General features: G+C 53.5%; 16 protein-coding genes and 1 tRNA gene. 8 read left to right on the forward strand and 9 right to left on the reverse strand.

What is annotated here, in order from left to right:
- Position 1: 1 nt before the first annotated feature.
- The 4 genes from ABA45_RS09855 to hutG are packed head-to-tail and all read right to left on the reverse strand — an operon-like array spanning position 2 to position 4,762.
- Positions 2-2,260: a TRAP transporter permease gene (locus ABA45_RS09855; protein ID WP_053076164.1), complete on the reverse strand. Its 2,259-nt coding sequence runs from the start codon at positions 2,258-2,260 to the stop codon at positions 2-4.
- A gap of 16 nt (positions 2,261-2,276) precedes the next feature.
- Entirely contained in the window at positions 2,277-2,747 is a 471-nt protein-coding gene (locus ABA45_RS09860) for a DUF1850 domain-containing protein (protein WP_157035541.1), read from the reverse strand.
- Positions 2,748-2,778: 31 nt separating this feature from the next.
- Positions 2,779-3,750, reverse strand: coding sequence for a TAXI family TRAP transporter solute-binding subunit (locus ABA45_RS09865; protein ID WP_084708318.1), 972 nt, complete (start codon positions 3,748-3,750; stop codon positions 2,779-2,781).
- A gap of 43 nt (positions 3,751-3,793) precedes the next feature.
- Entirely contained in the window at positions 3,794-4,762 is a 969-nt protein-coding gene (gene hutG, locus ABA45_RS09870; protein WP_048385750.1) for a formimidoylglutamase, read from the reverse strand.
- Positions 4,763-5,006: 244 nt separating this feature from the next.
- Between hutG and ABA45_RS09875 the strand changes: the two genes are divergently transcribed.
- Positions 5,007-6,275 (forward strand): NAD(P)/FAD-dependent oxidoreductase, encoded by a 1,269-nt coding sequence (locus ABA45_RS09875; protein ID WP_048385752.1) that lies wholly within the window; start codon positions 5,007-5,009, stop codon positions 6,273-6,275.
- Positions 6,276-6,317: 42 nt separating this feature from the next.
- On the opposite strand, the gene ABA45_RS09880 is transcribed toward ABA45_RS09875, so the two are convergent.
- A complete protein-coding gene (locus ABA45_RS09880) occupies positions 6,318-7,079 on the reverse strand; it encodes an SDR family oxidoreductase (RefSeq protein ID WP_048385755.1) in 762 nt (253 codons plus the stop codon).
- A 207-nt stretch (positions 7,080-7,286) separates the two neighbouring features.
- Positions 7,287-7,377 (reverse strand) — tRNA-Ser (locus tag ABA45_RS09885).
- A 364-nt stretch (positions 7,378-7,741) separates the two neighbouring features.
- On the opposite strand from ABA45_RS09885, the gene ABA45_RS09890 reads away from it, so the two are divergent.
- The 5 genes from ABA45_RS09890 to ABA45_RS09910 all read left to right on the forward strand — a co-directional run bounded on the left by ABA45_RS09890 (position 7,742) and on the right by ABA45_RS09910 (position 10,028).
- Complete coding sequence (locus tag ABA45_RS09890) at positions 7,742-8,461, forward strand: Bax inhibitor-1/YccA family protein (protein WP_048385757.1); 720 nt, start codon at positions 7,742-7,744, stop codon at positions 8,459-8,461.
- Between the two features lie 74 nt (positions 8,462-8,535).
- Positions 8,536-8,949: a sulfurtransferase complex subunit TusD gene (gene tusD / locus ABA45_RS09895; RefSeq protein ID WP_048385759.1), complete on the forward strand. Its 414-nt coding sequence runs from the start codon at positions 8,536-8,538 to the stop codon at positions 8,947-8,949.
- A gap of 2 nt (positions 8,950-8,951) precedes the next feature.
- Positions 8,952-9,302, forward strand: a complete 351-nt coding sequence (locus ABA45_RS09900; protein WP_048385762.1) for a DsrE family protein — start codon at positions 8,952-8,954, stop codon at positions 9,300-9,302.
- A gap of 74 nt (positions 9,303-9,376) precedes the next feature.
- Positions 9,377-9,703, forward strand: coding sequence for a DsrH/TusB family sulfur relay protein (locus ABA45_RS09905; RefSeq protein WP_227506003.1), 327 nt, complete (start codon positions 9,377-9,379; stop codon positions 9,701-9,703).
- A 4-nt stretch (positions 9,704-9,707) separates the two neighbouring features.
- Complete coding sequence (locus tag ABA45_RS09910; protein WP_048385765.1) at positions 9,708-10,028, forward strand: TusE/DsrC/DsvC family sulfur relay protein; 321 nt, start codon at positions 9,708-9,710, stop codon at positions 10,026-10,028.
- A 126-nt stretch (positions 10,029-10,154) separates the two neighbouring features.
- Here the strand turns inward: ABA45_RS09910 and nfuA are convergent, their stop codons facing one another.
- The gene (gene nfuA, locus ABA45_RS09915) at positions 10,155-10,742 is read right to left on the reverse strand and encodes a Fe-S biogenesis protein NfuA (RefSeq protein WP_014871391.1); all 588 of its coding nucleotides are present in this window, start codon (positions 10,740-10,742) and stop codon (positions 10,155-10,157) included.
- A 231-nt stretch (positions 10,743-10,973) separates the two neighbouring features.
- On the opposite strand from nfuA, the gene metH reads away from it, so the two are divergent.
- The gene (gene metH, locus ABA45_RS09920; RefSeq protein WP_048385767.1) at positions 10,974-14,672 is read left to right on the forward strand and encodes a methionine synthase; all 3,699 of its coding nucleotides are present in this window, start codon (positions 10,974-10,976) and stop codon (positions 14,670-14,672) included.
- A 29-nt stretch (positions 14,673-14,701) separates the two neighbouring features.
- A complete protein-coding gene (locus ABA45_RS09925) occupies positions 14,702-14,944 on the forward strand; it encodes a DUF2970 domain-containing protein (RefSeq protein ID WP_048385769.1) in 243 nt (80 codons plus the stop codon).
- A 207-nt stretch (positions 14,945-15,151) separates the two neighbouring features.
- Here the strand turns inward: ABA45_RS09925 and ABA45_RS09930 are convergent, their stop codons facing one another.
- Together ABA45_RS09930 and sohB are read right to left on the reverse strand one after the other, a co-directional pair.
- Entirely contained in the window at positions 15,152-16,171 is a 1,020-nt protein-coding gene (locus ABA45_RS09930) for a YhdH/YhfP family quinone oxidoreductase (protein ID WP_048385771.1), read from the reverse strand.
- Positions 16,172-16,219: 48 nt separating this feature from the next.
- Complete coding sequence (gene sohB, locus ABA45_RS09935) at positions 16,220-17,308, reverse strand: protease SohB (protein WP_048385773.1); 1,089 nt, start codon at positions 17,306-17,308, stop codon at positions 16,220-16,222.
- Between the last annotated feature and the right edge of the window lie 105 nt (positions 17,309-17,413).

The following is a 17,413-nucleotide window of genomic DNA, read 5'->3' on the forward strand; positions in this document are numbered from 1 at the left end:
TTCATACTCCTTTAACTTCGATCGCCGTTGGCTGCTGGTAGTGTCCGATACGATAGTTGCGCCCCAAAATTAATACAACCAAAGCGCCTGAAATAGCCAGGAACCACGGGTTATGTGCGACCAGTGAAAGACCAGCCAGGCTCAACACTGTTTTTTCCAAGCGCGACAAAGGCGCACTGAAGAAGCCAATGTAAGCCGCCGACAACGCGACAATACACGTGATGCCGCTGATCATCGCCAAGATGAACTCGGTCCACGTGAAGTCAAGGAACAAGAGACTTGGGGCGTAAATGAACATAAACGGCACGAGCACCTTACCCATCGACAAGCGGAACGCCGTAACACCGGTGGCCATCGGTTCTGAACCAGATATACCGGCTCCCGCATAGGCGGCAAGCGCCACAGGTGGCGTCACATCCGCTAGCACCCCGTAGTAGAAGATGAAGAAATGTGAAGCCAGCAACGCGATGCCAAAGTCATCCAGTGCAGGCGCTACTATAGCCGCTAAAATGATGTACGTTGGCGTGGTGGGAATACCGGCACCCATCAAAATACAAGCCAGCGCCACCAGAATCAGCGCAATGAACAACGTCAGGCTGTCAGTGGTGATCAAGTCAAACGGGATGAACGCGCTCAATGTAGTGCCAAATTCGACCGCCAGCCCAACAATCGCGCCGGAGAACTTAAAGCCCAGCCCGGTTAACGTTGTCACACCCAGCAAGAAGCCTACACAGGCACAAGCTGCGGTGATGGCGATAGACTGCTTAGAGCCTTCTTCCAACGCAGCAACCAAGCGCTTCGGTGTCAGCACACTTTTATGATCCAGCCTGAGAAACCCCAGCGGGCGCAGAATCAGCGGAATGTAAGAACAGGTTATGGTTAATATAATGCCCCAGAACGCCGCCAGAAAGGGCGTGAACTGCATCATCAGCAACGTCACCATAACCACCAGCGGAATAACCTGGTGCCAATGCCTCGCCAGTACATTGCCCAGCTGCGGAATCTGATCCGCTGGCATGCCCTTCAAATTCAAACGGCGCGCTTCAAAGTGCACCATGCACAAAGTTGCCAGGTAGTGAAAAGCCGCGGGGATAATAGCGATCAGGATCAGTTCGTTGTACGGCACGCCCAGCATTTCGGACATCACAAACGCTGAGGCGCCCATAATGGGCGGCGTTACCTGCCCACCGCAAGACGATGCGGCTTCGGTGGCAGCAGCGAAACGCGCGCTAAAGCCGTACTTTTTCATCATTGGAATAGTGAATGCACCGGTCGTGACGGTGTTTGCAACGGGAGAGCCGGAAATCATGCCAAAAAAGCCTGAAGACACCACCGATACTTTTGCCGGGCCACCGGCGTAACGGCCTGCAACTACCGTGGCCAGTTCGATAAACAGCTGCCCCAAACCAGACGCTTGCGCCAAAACGCCGAACAAGACGAAGTGAAATACGTAGGTGGCGACAACACCAATAGCGATACCGTAAATACCCTCGGTGCCCAGATAAAGGTGCTCAACCAGGCGGATAATGTCGTAGCCGCGATGCGCCATCATCCCCGGCATTTGGGTACCGAACATGGCATACAGTAGAGCCAGCACGCCGATAATCGAAAGCGACTCCCCCATGGTGCGGCGCGCGCCTTCAATCACTAGCATGATGGCGATACCACCCATCAGGTAATCGAACGATTTCGGGAAGCCAATATTAACAATGAAGATGTCTTTAAAGAAAATAACCAGATAGGCCGAGAAACCCGCGCCGGCCAGCATCAGTGGCCAATCAATCCAGCTGGGCTTGTTACGCCCCTCCAAGGCTGCAATCGGCAGCGCTGAAATGGACATCAACAGAGCAAAGCCGTAAATACCCCAGCCCCACCAGGCTGGGATCATCCCGTCGAGGGCTGAAACAAGCTGGTAAGCGATTAATAGGTAAAAAGCACCGTAAACCAAGCTCAGAACCGCATTCACCCGCAAATGCTTCGGCGGCCGGCGCGGAAACACGATAAACAAAAGACCCATAATAAAGGCCATATGCACCGTGCGGTGGGAAATCTCATTCAGCAGGCCAAAACCTGCGGTGTAAATATGAAACACGCTCAAAACGACACAGGTAATGGTTACCAGCCATTTCAGCACGCCTTTTAGATCGCGAAAGTTGGATTCGTTATCAAACTTCTTGATTAGGCCATCAAGTTCAGCCTGATGCATCTCAGGCGTGGCTGAATCGGAGCGATCGGCACCGACTGCGTTGGATTGGGTCATGCGCGTTTACTCAGCGTTATTTTGGACAGCTGGAAACCGGCTTTAGCAACAAACCGTTGTCTGGCCAGCGATTCAGGTTGGTCGTCTCAGACCTTGTATGTAATCGATTTTCGAAGCGCACATCGGTACGAACAATGAGTTGTTCAATCGGGCGGGACATTGTCAGCACAAATTGCCCGTTCTCGATCCTGAAATCCGTGGCATCTGGCTCATTCACTAACGAAGGCAGCCCTTGACCGTGTGCGAAAAACGTTTCAGAGGTTTGCACAATCTGAAAACCCATAGGCGACTGTACAACTGTGTAATAGTCGGTAACGGGTGTTAGCGATACCGAGTGAATAAAAGACAACTCGAATGTTGATTGCTCCAATACAACGCAATCAAGTGGTTTGCCTTCACGGTACACAGAAATACTGAGACCGATCGTGTTCGGGGCTCCAGCCGATGCTGCGACAGCATCGGCTGTAGCCGCCAGAATGCACAGCATTCCGGCGGCCAGCCGCAAACATTGTTTTGACTTAATCGATAATGCCTTTTTCACGATAGTAACGCTCGGCGCCAGGGTGTAACGGAATGGATACCGATTCCAGAGCTCTTTCCAAGGTGATTTCTTTACCTTTTACGTGAACCTTGCCCAGCGTCTCGGTGTTCTCATAAAGCGCCTTGGTTACGGCGTACGCAATTTCATCTGACAGACCAGAGTGAGTAGCCCAGATTGCGCGAACCGCAATGGTTTCAACGTCTTTGTCGATACCTTTATAGGTGCCAGCCGGCAAGATGGTTGATGCGTAGTAAGGTTGTGTTTTCTGCAGCTCTTTGATTGCTGCACCGGACAGCGGAATTACATTCACAGTATGACTGTTTGTCAGCTCAACAAGAGACGACGTCGGCGAACCGGCGGTAATCAGCGACGCATCCAGATTGCCGTCCTTGATTTTTTCAGCCGACTGGGAAAATGATGAATAATCTTCGGTTACGCTGTCACGTGACATGCCATGGGCTGCCAAGAGGTCGCCCAGCAGTTGCCACTGGCCTGACCCGGGTGAACCAGAGCTGATGCTTTTGCCTTCTAAATCGTTAAAACTGGTAATGCCCTCTTGGGCGATCAGCTGAACAGTTTCTGGGTAAAGCGCTCCGAGCGCGCGCAAGTTTTTCATGGCTTTGCCTTCAAACTGGTTGCGGCCGTTATAAGCGGCGTCCAGGATATCAGCGGCCACAAAGGCGGACTCGATGCTTTCGCGGCCCAGCAGGCTGGCGTTAGCCACGGAAGCGTTTCCAGTTTCCGCCGTTGCAGACAGCTTCTTGCCTTCAATATCGGCGTTGTTCGAAATTACTTGGGCCAACATGCCGCCTAATGGATAATAAGTACCGCCTGTACCGCCCGTGGCGATGCCGAAAAAGACTCTTTCCTGCGCTTGCACTGCGCCAGCTACAAGGCCCGCACTCAGCGCTGCCGTTAGCAGTACCGTTTTAAGCTTCATCATTTTCATTTTTTATTTCCTCTTATTTTGATTGCACTTCTTTGAGTCACCCTCATGTGAGGGTTCTGGAACACAGCAGAGTATTGGCTAACAACGCCGCTGTTCTGGCGGTCATACCGGACACATCGTAAATAGGGTTTAATTCACACATCTCGACCACTGGCATGCCTTGGCGCAGGGACGGCACGATGCTCAGAATTTCATCGATAATTTCTTCAACCACAACCAGCGGCACACCGCGAGCCGCGGGCGCACTCACTCCTGGGGCCTGATAATGTGGAAGTACGTCTAAGTCTATGGTCAGATAAATCAGGTCCAGATTTTGACAAAAAGTTCTTAACCGCTGTTTTATGTCAGACATTCGATCTGGCTGCATTTGCCAGTCTTCCATGTAGCTGACGCCTAGATCGTCAGCACGCTGAAACAGTGCGGACGTGTTGCTGGTGCGTGATACGCCAAGACAACAGTAATGGAAGTTATCAGCGCCTAACTGCTCGGCCATTTGATAAAACGGTGTGCCAGATGACGGACCCTGTTCGCCTACCTTTCGCAGATCAAAATGCGCATCCAGATTGATGATGCCAATGCGGGTCGCCGCCGGATCAAAAGCCTGCACCAAACCCCTGAACGTGCCCCAGGCCGTTTCATGGCCGCCACCGACAACGAGTAGCCGGGAAACTTTGGGCAATGCTCGGGAAACAGCCGTTGCCAACGCCGTTTGCCCCGCCTCCAAACGGCCTTCGTCAACGGTGACAGTGCCAAAATCCACAACCTGCCTGTTACCTCCGTGCCAAGCCAAATTTCTTAACTGGTCGCGCAGCACGAACGGCCCTTGCGCAGCACCAATGCGGCCTTTATTACGAGCCACGCCGGCGTCAGACGCAAAACCAATCAAGCCGGACTGAGCCTGTTTGTCAGCCCCTGCTCGAGTTACCACTCGCTGATGCCAACGTATCGATTCGTCGCCGTCTTCTGGGTCAGACCGACCTTGCCAGTCACTGGCTTCAATAAACGAGGTCATGGAGTGTCTCTTTATGAATATTTAACTCATATAAGCACATGTTAGTTGATATTTGAACCTTAAAAATAAACAAGTTATTTACTAATAAATACTAAATTTCTATATGTATTTTTAGGCGTAAAATTTAAGTATATTTTTACTCTCTGAAGGGCAGTTTTTTCATTAACGCGGTAACATAATATTTTGCAGGCACTCGTCGTTTCTGCAGCCCCTGCCACTCTGCCCGGAGACAATAGCCACCGCCATGAACAGAGACTCATACCCGCACTACCAACGTGACTGCGGCTGGACGCATCCTCGTAATCTGCAGCGCACACGGCCATCGCTTGAAGACGATGACGACTGCGACGCGATTATTATTGGTGGCGGCTATACCGGCATTGGCATAGCCGCCCAATTACAAATGCTGCGGCCCAACGACGACATCAGGATTTTGGAAGCCGAAACCATCGGATCCGGTTCGCCAGGGCGTAACTCCGGCTTTTTGCTGGAACACGCTTTTGGCGCGACAAGTCCAGGCATGGCGTCTGAGCTTTATCAACATTATCGCCGCACCCATCAAACTCTGTTGCAAAATGGCTTGGGCGACAAAAAGGCCCAACCTGCACGCATTTTCAAAGGTGCCGCCACAGAACGAGGGCTGAAAGCCCTGCGTACGCTCGAACAATTCCTGAACGCAAGCCAGCAGCCGTTTGCACCTCTGTCGGCGGACGCCATGACTGAACTGACGGGCAGCCGCTATTACAAAGCAGGCATTGAACTACCCGGCAACAGCTTGCTGAACCCGTTTGACCTGATCACTAACCTAGCGCGAAACTTACCCGCATCGGTGACCCTCTACGAACAAAGCCCGGCAATTCGGCTTTTCCGCGAACAGGGCATGTGGCGGGCGCAGACACCTAGAGGGACCTTACGCGCGCCGAAGGTGTTCTTAGCGAACAACGCCTTTGCCTCTGCTCTAGGCTACGGAAACGCATACAGCGTGAAGATTTTTACCTATGCCGGTATAACGCCCCAGCTGTCAGGCGCCATTTTTTCCCGTTATTCACAGCACGGCCAGTGGGGCCTTTTGCCCGCCCATCGATTGGGCTCCACCTTACGCTCAACTGATGACAACCGTATATTAATCAGGGGTTTATATGGGTACGAAAGCGAGGGTAATGATTCGGTAAAAGACATGCTGGCGACTAGCCTGTTTTCACGTTTCCCCGAACTTCAAGCTTACGGCCTGGAGGACTGGTGGGGCGGCACAACGTCTCTCACTGCCAACGGTGCGCCGCTTTGGGGAGAATTAAAGGATGGGCTTTACGTTTCTATCGGCTGTAACGGCGTCGGCATCATTAAAGGCACCCTGCTCGGCCAGCAGTTAGCAAATTACGCCTGCGGCGAGCCCCACATCGATGTGGCAAGACTGATGGACAAGCCGGGATGGATGCCCCCAGAACCGTTCCGCCGTCTCGGTTTCCAGGCGGTCAGCGCCTATGAGCGGCGTATGGCTGGTGCAGAACGCTAATATCGTAGTCTGCCAGTGGTTTGGGCGCCAACAAGGATGACCCTACTCGTGGTAGATCATCTTGCGCACCATGCCGCCATCCACCACGATGTTTTGCCCAGTGATGAACTTGGCTTGCGGGGAAACCAGATAATGCACCATCGCCGCAATGTCGTCGGGTGTGCCGACCCTGCCAGCGGGATGCTGGACGTGGTCCAGTGCGCTTAGGGGCGCGGGCTCCTCGCTTGCCTCCGGCTCGCGGGTATCGATCCACCCCGGGCTGATGCAGTTGACTCTCACCTCCGGCCCCAAGCTGATCGCAAGGGCGTGGGTCAGGGCTACCAGTCCGCCCTTGGTGGCGGCGTAGGCTTCGGTATTGGCTTCAGACTGCATCGCCCGCGTAGAGGCAATGTTGACGATGGCCCCCAGGGTAAGCCGCAGGTGCGGTACTGAGTGTTTCGCCATTAGAAAGGGACCGGTCAGGTTTACATCCAGTCGCTTCTGCCATTCCGCCAACGACAGATTTTCCACCGCGCCGGTCACGGGATCAGCCAAGCCAGCGTTGTTCACCAGCGCATCCAGCCTACCTCCCCAGTTTATAAGCTGACGCAACGCCAACTTAACGTCGCCCTCATCTGCCACATTGCAGCGCACGTAAAGCAAGTTGGCGAAGTCCCCAAACGCTGTGGCAATCTCATTCGCGGCAGTGTCATCCAGGTCGAAAAAAGCAACGCGCCAATTCTGCGTCAGCAGGTAAGACACTATGCCCCGGCCAATGCCATGAGCTCCACCGGTCACTAGGGCCACTTGGCGATCATCAGACATGGACCAGACTCCTTGGTAAACACAAACGAAGTAAACAGGCAGGGGCTCATAGATCTGTCAAGTTCACGTCCAGTTTACTACTGCATCTGTATAAAACGGCCAGAGAATTCAGAAAACCGGGGAAGAAATTCAAACGTACTAATATGAGCAGTAATGATTGCTGGGCGAAAGGATTTATTGCTGGGGAATATTAACTTGAGAAGAAAATGGCGGTGGGTCAGGGATTCGAACCCCGGGAAGGCTATTAACCTTCGGCGGTTTTCAAGACCGCTGCATTAAACCACTCTGCCAACCCACCACATTCTTCCTTTGCTGCCTAGCGACAGCCGGGGGAATCATACCGGAATTCTTATCTCTGTCAACGCTCTGCGCTAAATTCAGCACTAGAAACTGAAAAGTCAGCTCTAAAGTTACGTTAGAGCCGCAACAGAATTAAACAATGGTTGAACAAGAGTTACGTCAACTTAATGAAATTTTTCAAACTTGCGATTGTCACAGTAGTTACCGAAAAACCGGACAAAATTAGCCGTTTAATGATTGAAAGTTGTGAAATCGACATTATTATAGACTACAGTGAACGACCCTTTGAGATAGCATCTAACCCTTGTTAATAATACGCAGTTGGTTTAGAAAGCACCCAGTCGCTTTAAACGGAGATAGCAATGCAAAACAGACAGTACAACGTTCCACAGAGTGCTAGCGACAAGACTGCCCGCGGTTCCGCGACTGCACCTATCAGTGCTGCAGCGACCAAAGTTCTGCGCAACACGTACACCCTGCTTGCAATGACGCTGGCATTTAGTGCAGTTATGGCGGCTGTTGCAATGTCGGTCGGCATGGGCCGGGGCACAAGCCTGATGTGTAGCCTGGGTGCCATTGCCCTGGTTTGGTTTGTGTTGCCACGAACCGCCAACAGCTCTGCCGGTATTGCCGTCGTGTTCGCATTCACGGGCCTGCTGGGTCTTTCACTAGGCCCGATTCTGCTTCACTACCTTCAGTTCTCCAACGGCGGGCAGATTATAACCCAGGCTCTTGGCGGAACCGCTGTGGTGTTCTTTGCGCTCTCTGGCTACGTTCTGACCACCAAAAAAGACTTCAGCTTCATGCGCGGCATGCTGGTTGCGGGCTTGGTTGTGGTACTGATTGCGGCCGTAGGTGGCATAGTAGCCAGTATGTTTGGTGTTGAGATAACGGCCTTCAGCCTCGCTCTTAGCGCTGCTATCGTGCTGCTGATGTCAGGTTTCATTTTATACGACACAAGCCGTATCGTTAACGGTGGCGAAACCAACTACATCATGGCAACCACCGGGTTATACCTGAACATTTACAATCTATTTTTAGCCTTGCTGCACCTGCTGGGTGCGTTCGGTGGTAACGACTGATTTAATCGGCCGTTAACGTAACCCGAAGCCCCGGCACTTGCCGGGGCTTTTATTATCAGACAAGATCCCAAATCATGGCTGACATTTCTCTGCAAACCTACACACTGGTCATAACCGGGGCTCCCTACTCATCCCAAGCCCCTCAAACCGCGCTGGACTTTGCCCGTGCGGCGGTTACCGCAGGCCACCAGATTGACCGTGTCTTCCTCTACGGCGATGGCATTCACATGGCCTCGGCGCTGATATGCCCGCCCTCTGACGAGCCCCACTGGCCTCGGCTATGGTCTGAGTTCTTGGTGGAGCACCAGATCCCGGCCGTAGCCTGTGTCGCCTCGGCCCTACGCCGTGGCCTCATCGACAGCGGCGAACAAACACGTTACGAGTTATCCGCACACAACATAAGGACGCCATTTGAAATCGCCGGACTGGGCGAATGGGTGGAAGCCGGTACTTGCAGCAAAGTTATCTATTTCCACAGCGGGGTTTGATCATGACTGAGTTAATTGTGATTGACCACGCGCCTTATGGCAGCTGGAGCGGGCGCGAAGGCCTGGATATGGCGTTTTCACTTGCAGCTTTTGACCAAAGCTGTGCCCTGCTGTTCAGCGGTGCCGGTGTAAACTGGCTTCGCGCCGGACAGCAACCCAACGGCCTTGGCCAAAAGTCCGTAGCGCAAAATCTGGGTGCAGCGGCCATTTTTGGCGTTGAAGCTTTGTATGCCGATGCCCGGGCTTGCCAACGCTATGGCCTGGCGAATGACGCTATAATTGGCGGCGTAACCCTGATAGCGCCTGACCAGACGTTTATGATGGGCTTCGAAAAAGTAACGTTCGCCGGCTGATCAACGGCGACCAACACCCGCCCGTTCGCGAATTGATAAACCGCCTGTTAGGGCGAAAACCATTGGACCACCTTATGAGCCAGTCTGTTGCAGACTTACCCGCACACATTCATACCCTGCACATACTGAACAAAACGGCGGAGCACCCCAGGGCTGCACAGTGCATGGCAACGCTGGCCACCGCAGACACGTTGCTGCTGATTGAAAACGCGGTGTTAAGCGCGCTTGAAGTGGCTACTGCGGCGCCCTGCCCGGTGTTCATGCTGGCCGCCGACGCCCGCGCCCGCGGCCTGATTGCCAAATCCGGGGCGGGTGCCGAAGCGACAGGAGCTACACCACAGATAAGCTACGAGCACATGGTGCAATTGAGCGCTCTGGCCACGCGCATCATCAGCTGGTGAAATAATGATCAACAAGCCAACACGTAACAATGAAGGTTTTCTGGACGATGCCCAAAGCTGGACGTCGCAGATTGCTGAACAAATAGCCGCCGATAACGGTCTGGAACTGTCGCCGGCCCATTGGGAAATTGTGCAGTTTTTACGAGGTTTTTATCAGCAGCACGCTATATCACCGCCATCAAACCGGCTGTTTGTGAAGGCGGTAAAAGAAGCTCTGGGTGAAGACAAAGGCAATAGTATCTACCTTATGCAGCTGTTCCCCGGCACTCCGGCCAAAAGCGCCTGTCGCGTTGCCGGTTTGCCAAGGCCCACCAATTGTTTGTAGCGGGCCAGATCAACCGAGGACAGGTTTTGAAGCGGAGGATATAGGCCAGGTACAGATATGAAATCTGTACCTTATGTTGCGACTTGGGGACAGATTTCAAATTTGTCCCCAACATTGAGTGTGACGTTACTGATAATACGCGTTTTCAGTCACGGTATGATCCGTCACATCGCGCACGGCCGTTACTTCCGGCACCCGTTCTTTCAACGTCGTTTCAACACCTTGCTTCAGCGTAAGGCTAACCGCAGAGCAGCCCTGACAGCCGCCGCCAAAACGCAGTACCACAATGGAGTCGTCGACAATTTCAACCAGCGACACTTCACCGCCGTGGGACGCCAGGCCGGGATTGATTTCCGACGCAAGAATGTAATTCACCCGATCTGGCAGGGGCGCGTTTTCATCGACATTGGCTACCTTGGCGTTTGGCGCCTTGATTGTAAGCTGTCCGCCCATTTGGTCCTTGGAATAATCCACGTAGGCTTCTTCCAAAAATGGCACAGAAGCATGGTCCAGATACAAAGTGAACTTTTCCAGATCGAACTGCTCATCTGTCGGCACAATTTCATTAGGCGGGCAGTATGCAAGACAGGTTTCGGCATTTTTGGTGCCGGGCTGGGTGACAAAAATGCGCACACCCATACCTTTAACGTCCTGTTTTGAAATCAGTTCCGCAAGATAATCCCGCGCGGGGTCAGTCACAGTTACCACGGACATATTCTTAACTCGCTTTAGAATTTCATCCTATTTTACGGCAGATGGCGGCAACATGAAAGACCAACCAAATTGGTTGGTCTTTATGCGGTATAATTACTTTCCGCTATTGCTCCAGAGCGGATTGTCCAGCGTATGAACTACGCCAGAGGCGCTAAGTTTGCTATGATTTGCCGCCGAAAATGCACAGTCACGCCCGCACCTGTTTTAAAACAATCGACGAAAGAGAACCCCATGACCGACCGCACCACCCGCCTGAAACAACTGCACCAAGCCCTTGAAGAACGCATTGTAATTCTAGACGGCGGCATGGGCACCATGATCCAGCAACTGAAGTTGGACGAAGCAGCATTCCGGGGTGAACGATTTGCCAATTACGCAAGCGATCTGCAGGGCAACAACGACCTGCTGAACCTGACCCAGCCCGCGCTTATGCGCAATATTCACGCAGATTACATGGATGCGGGCGCAGACATTATTGAAACCAACACATTCAACTCTTCACGTTTGTCGCAAGCGGATTATGGACTGGAAGACATCGCCAAAGAGCTGAACGTGGCTGCCGCGCGGATGGCGCGAGAAATCGCTGATGAATTTACTGCCAAAAACCCCGCAAAACCGCGCTTCGTGGCCGGTGCTGTGGGTCCCACGTCGCGCACCGCCTCGCTTTCACCGGATGTGAACAACCCGGGCTATCGCAACGTGAATTTTCAGGCTCTGGTGGATAACTACTACGAAGCAGTGGAAGGCCTGGTTGAAGGCGGCTGCGACCTGATTTTGATCGAAACCATTTTTGACACACTGAACGCCAAAGCTGCCATTTACGCCACCCAGCAATATTTTGAAGACAGCGGTATCGAGCTGCCCATCATGATTTCCGGCACCATTACCGATGCCTCTGGCCGCACGCTTTCTGGCCAGACCACCGAGGCTTTCTGGAATTCCATTGCCCATGCCAAACCCATCTCGGTCGGTCTGAACTGTGCTCTGGGCGCCGACGCCCTGCGACCATATATAGAAGAGCTGTCCGCTAAAGCGGATACCTATATCAGCGCTCACCCCAACGCCGGTCTGCCCAACGAATTTGGGGAGTACGACCAGACCCCGGAGGAAATGGCCGACATCATCGAAGGGTTTGCCCGCGATGGTTTTCTTAACATTATTGGTGGTTGCTGCGGTTCGCGCCCGGACCATATTGAAGCCATTGCCAACGCCGTCGCCAAATACCCGCCACGGAAAATCGCGCAGCCGAAGCCAGCACTGCGCCTGTCGGGCCTGGAACCCTTTACCGGCGATGAACACACCCTGTTCATCAATGTGGGTGAGCGTACCAACGTCACCGGTTCAAAGCGGTTTTTACGCCTGATCAAAGAAGAACGCTACGAAGAAGCTCTAAGCGTAGCCCGGGACCAGGTTGAGAATGGCGCGCAAATCATTGATATCAACATGGACGAAGGCCTGTTGGATTCGGAAGAGGTGATGGTCACCTTCTTGAACCTGGTGGCTTCAGAGCCAGACATCTGCCGCGTACCCATCATGATTGACTCCTCCAAGTGGGACGTCATCGAAGCCGGTTTACGCTGCATTCAGGGCAAAGCCGTGGTGAACTCCATCAGCCTGAAAGAAGGCGAGGAAGAATTCTTCAAGCGAGCCCGGGACTGTATGCGCTACGGCGCCGCCGTGGTGGTTATGGCATTTGACGAAAAAGGCCAAGCCGACACCTTCAAGCGTAAAACTGAAATCTGCAAGCGCTCTTACGACGCATTGATGAGCATTGGCTTTAAACCGGGTGACATCATTTTTGACCCGAACATTTTTGCCATTGCCACCGGCATTGAAGAACACAACAACTACGCGGTGGACTTCATCAACGCCTGCCGCTGGATTCGCACCAACCTTCCCCACGCCTCGATTTCCGGCGGTGTCAGTAACGTTTCGTTCTCGTTCCGCGGCAACGACGTGGTGCGCGAGACCATTCACTCGGTGTTTTTATACCACGCCATTAAAGCCGGCCTGAATATGGGCATCGTCAACCCCGGCCAGCTGGTGATTTACGACGACATTGAGGCGGAACTGAAAGAAGCTGTAGAAGATGTGGTGCTGAATCGCCGCGAAGATTCTACCGACCGCCTTCTGGAACTTGCCGAGCGTTTCAAAGGCCAGGGCGTAAAAACCCCGGAAGAAGATCTGGCCTGGCGTGATCTGCCGGTCAAAAAACGCCTGGAACACGCCCTGGTAAAAGGCATCACCAGCCACATCATTGAAGACACCGAAGCTTGCCGGCAAGAGGTAGATCGCCCCATTCATGTCATTGAAGGTCCTTTGATGGACGGCATGAATGTGGTCGGCGATCTTTTTGGCGACGGCAAGATGTTCCTGCCTCAGGTGGTCAAAAGCGCCCGTGTCATGAAGCAGGCGGTGGCCCACCTGATTCCGTTCATTGAAGCGGAAAAATCCGGAGGCCAACAGGCCAAGGGCAAAATCCTGATGGCCACGGTGAAAGGCGATGTGCACGACATCGGCAAAAACATTGTGGGCGTGGTGTTGCAGTGCAACAACTACGAAGTGATCGACATGGGTGTTATGGTGCCCTGCGACAAAATTCTGGCCGCGGCGAAAGAGCACAACGTGGACATTATTGGCCTTAGCGGGCTGATCACGCCGTCACTGGACGAAATGGTACACGTTGCCCGTGAGATGCAGCGTCTGGATTTTCACCTGCCACTGATGATCGGCGGTGCTACGACCTCTAAAGCCCACACCGCAGTGAAAATTGAGCCGCACTACAAAAACGACATCGCCCTTTACGTGTCAGACGCCTCGCGCTGCGTTAACGTGGCTTCAAAACTGCTGAGTAAAACCGCTAAACCTGACCTGGTAAAAGCTGCACGGGAGGAGTACGACGAAATCCGCGAACGCCGCAAAAACCGCAGCGAGCGCACCAAGCTGGTGTCGTTGAAAGAAGCTCGCGACCGTGCACCGGTGATCGACTTTGACAACTACGTACCACCCAAGCCGGCCTTTCTGGGCGCTCGCTTGTTCGAAGAATACGATCTGAACGAACTGGTGCCTTACATTGACTGGACACCGTTCTTTATTTCCTGGGATATCGCAGGCAAATATCCGCAGATTTTTGACGATCCCAAGCGCGGTGAAGTCGCCAAAACCCTGTTCGACGAAGCTCAGGTTATTCTTCGCAAAATGATTGATGAAAAGCGCGTAGCCGCATGTGGCATAGCTGGTTTCTGGCCGGCGAACCGGCGTGGCGATGACGTTGTTGTGTACACTGATGAAAGCCGCACTGAAGAGCTCGCGGTGCTGCACCACCTGCGTCAGCAAGATGAAAAGGCACCCGGAAAACCGATGATGGCGCTGTCAGACTTCGTGGCTTCCAAAGGTTATGAGCACCCTGATTACGTCGGTGGCTTTGCGGTCACCACCGGCATCGGCGCTGAAGAAATGTCCAATGAGTACAGAGACGCCAACGACGACTACAACGCCATTATGGTAAAAGCTCTGGCAGATCGCCTGGCAGAAGCCTTCGCTGAGCGCCTGCACGAGCGCGTGCGCACGGAGTTCTGGGGCTACGCCAGTGACGAGAACATGGACACCGCCGCGCTGATCAAAGAGCGCTACCAAGGTATTCGTCCGGCACCCGGCTATCCCGCCTGCCCTGACCACATTGAAAAGGCCACACTGTTTACCCTGCTGGATGCAACCGCCAAAACCGGCATCACTCTGACCGAGCACTTTGCCATGTTCCCGGCCGCTGCGGTCTCTGGCTGGTACTTTTCGCATCCGCAGTCCAAATACTTTGCCGTCGGTCGCATTGGCGTAGATCAAGTTGAAGACTATGCTGATCGTACCGGCCAAACCAAAGCCGAAGCCGAACGCTGGTTACAGCCCAGCTTGGCGTACGATCCAGCGGAATAACGCTCTGATGTAAATAGCGGAGACCGGTTATGGACACGAAAAGCAAGGATGAAGGCGCTCAGCCCGGCAGCAAAGCGCTGCCGCGGCCGAGCTTATTGAAAGTGATGCAGAGTATTTCGGCGGGCGCTCTGGGCGTTCAATCCAGCAAGCGCCACCAAGAAGATTTCGCCAACCCGAGCCCGTGGGCCTACATTGTTGGCGGGATATTGTTTACGATCTTGTTGATTGGCGGCTTGATTCTTCTTGTAAATGTGGTGCTGGCCACCGCCTGATCGTTTATATCCAATAGCAACTTACTGGCCAGAAACCCAGATCACCGCAAAAGCAACTGCAAGTGTTATCAACACAACGGCCGCAATGGCGTCGACTTGGCTATCACTGCGTACAGATTTACTCATTTTCCTTTCCCCGTGCTTAACTGTAAGAATGTCTGTTCACAGTTAAGCACGAATCGCGCTATTTGCCACTCTCGGGGTTAATTAGCCGTGTTCCAACACAATCTTGCCACTGGACTTGCCTGCCAGAAATGCTTCCAGTGCGCTGGCAAGATCACTGCGCCCGATGACCTTGGCGGACTTTTCCGTTTCCGGACAGCCCCAAGGGCCGGCCAACTTGTCCCAAATGACGTGTTTATCCGCCAGCGGAATTTCTACCGAGTCGATACCTAACAGGTTCACGCCGCGCAATATGAACGGCAGCACGGTGACAGGCAATTCAATGCCGGCCACCAGGCCGCAACAGCTGACAGATCCACCGGGCTGTACCTGCTTCAGCAGTTCTGCTAGCGGTGCGCCACCTACGGTATCCACCGCGTTGGCGAACGTCGGTTTCAACATCGGTTTCTTTTGCGCCTCCAGCGCATCACGGCCCAAAATTTCAGCCGCACCCAAGGTACGCAAAGTGTCTACCTGCTCGGCTTTGCCGCTGATAGCCACCACATCAAAACCCAGAACCGATAGAATTTCCACTGCTACGCTGCCTACCGCGCCGCTGGCGCCCGAAACCGCCACTTTACCCTGTTCGGGTGTTGCGCCCATGGTTAGCAGCTTGTGGACGCTCAGACCGGCCGTAAGCCCTGCAGTACCATAGATCATGGCGGTTTTTGCCATCCAGCCCTCAGGCATGGCAATACACCACGCTGCGGGCACGCGAATGTATTCACCAAATCCTCCAGCGGTGTTCATGCCCAAATCGTAACCGGTCACCAGCACTTGACTGCCGACCGCAGGCTTACCGGTTGCCGACTCGATCACTTCCCCCGCGGCATCAATACCAGGTGTGTGAGGGAACTGTCGGGTAACGCCTTTATTGCCCGAGGCAGACAGCGCGTCTTTGTAGTTGAGTGATGAGTGGCTGACCCGGATCAGCACGTCGCCAGCCGGCAAATCGGCTGTACTCAGCGTCGTTTCGCAGCCGCGATAACCGCCATCCTGTTCGCTAACCTGCCAGGCTTGATAAGCCTGTCCATTTTGCTGCGGCTTGCTCTGAGATTCACTCATTGACGACTCCTGGTTTGGGGCACTGTAAGGCATTACCTACAGGGCTTTTTAATGCAAGTTCTGGTTGCGGAATACGCTTATCAAGCGCCAAACCGTATGCTCAACGGCAGCACTGGCTGCCAGACCAAGTTTTTCCGGTAATGTGCGTTTGCGTTGATACGTCACCGACACCACATCTGCGCGTTCCACCGCTTCCAGCAAATACTCGTCTGAAGTTTGTATAGCGTCAATCAGCTTTACGTCTAACGCACGGCGGCCAAACCAGATATCACCGTTGGCAACCGCTGCCATGTCTAGCTGGGGCCGGCGTTCACCCACGTAATCTTTGAACAGCTGATGAATGTCTTCAAGGTCTGCCAAAAACTTCTGCCGGCCTTTGTCGGTGTTTTCACCAAACACGGTAAGGGTGCGTTTGTGCTCACCGGCCGTCAATACTTCAAAGTCCACGTTGTTCTTTTTCAGCAACCGGTGCACGTTGGGCAGCTGCGCCACCACGCCGATGGAGCCCAGAATCGCAAACGGCGACGCCACAATGCGGTCTGCTACGCAGGCCATCATATAGCCACCGCTAGCGGCTACTTTATCGACACACACTGTTAAGTTCAGGCCTTTGGCGCGGATGCGGTCCAGCTGTGCTGCCGCCAGGCCGTAGGAATGTACCATGCCGCCGCCGCTTTCCAGACGCACGACCACTTCGTCCTGCTCCGGCTTGGCCACACTGAGTACCGCCGTAATAGCACGGCGCAAGCCCTCGGTGTCACTGGCTTTTATGTCACCATCAAAATCCAGCACAAACACTCGGGTTTTAACGGCGTCGTCCGCGATCTCAGTGGTGTCGCTTTTTGCGCTTTTAGCTTTGGCTTTTACCTTTTCAGCTTTGCGCTCGGCTTTCTCTTCTTTTTTGCGCAACTTGGCAAAGGCTTTGCGATCGAGGTCCGTCATCAATCGCGCTTCGATGCCCTCACGCAATTTTCGGTAGTTGTCATTGAGTTTGCGGATGCGCAGCTCACCGTCTTCGTGTTCACCGCTTTTCTCCCGCTGGGCAGCGGAGATAATTAGGGTAATAATCACCACCACAGCCAGCACCAAGGTGACGGCTTTAGCAAGGAAAAGACCATAGTCTGCAAGGAATTCCAAAGATTTTCTCCCATAGGTTCAGATAAGCATTCAAGTGTAACCCAGAGCTCATCGGGTGATAACCCAGGCATAAATTAAAACAATCGTTTGAATGCACTTGACAGC

Origin of the sequence: Marinobacter psychrophilus, from assembly GCF_001043175.1 — a bacterium.
Classification (GTDB): Bacteria; Pseudomonadota; Gammaproteobacteria; order Pseudomonadales; family Oleiphilaceae; genus Marinobacter; species Marinobacter psychrophilus.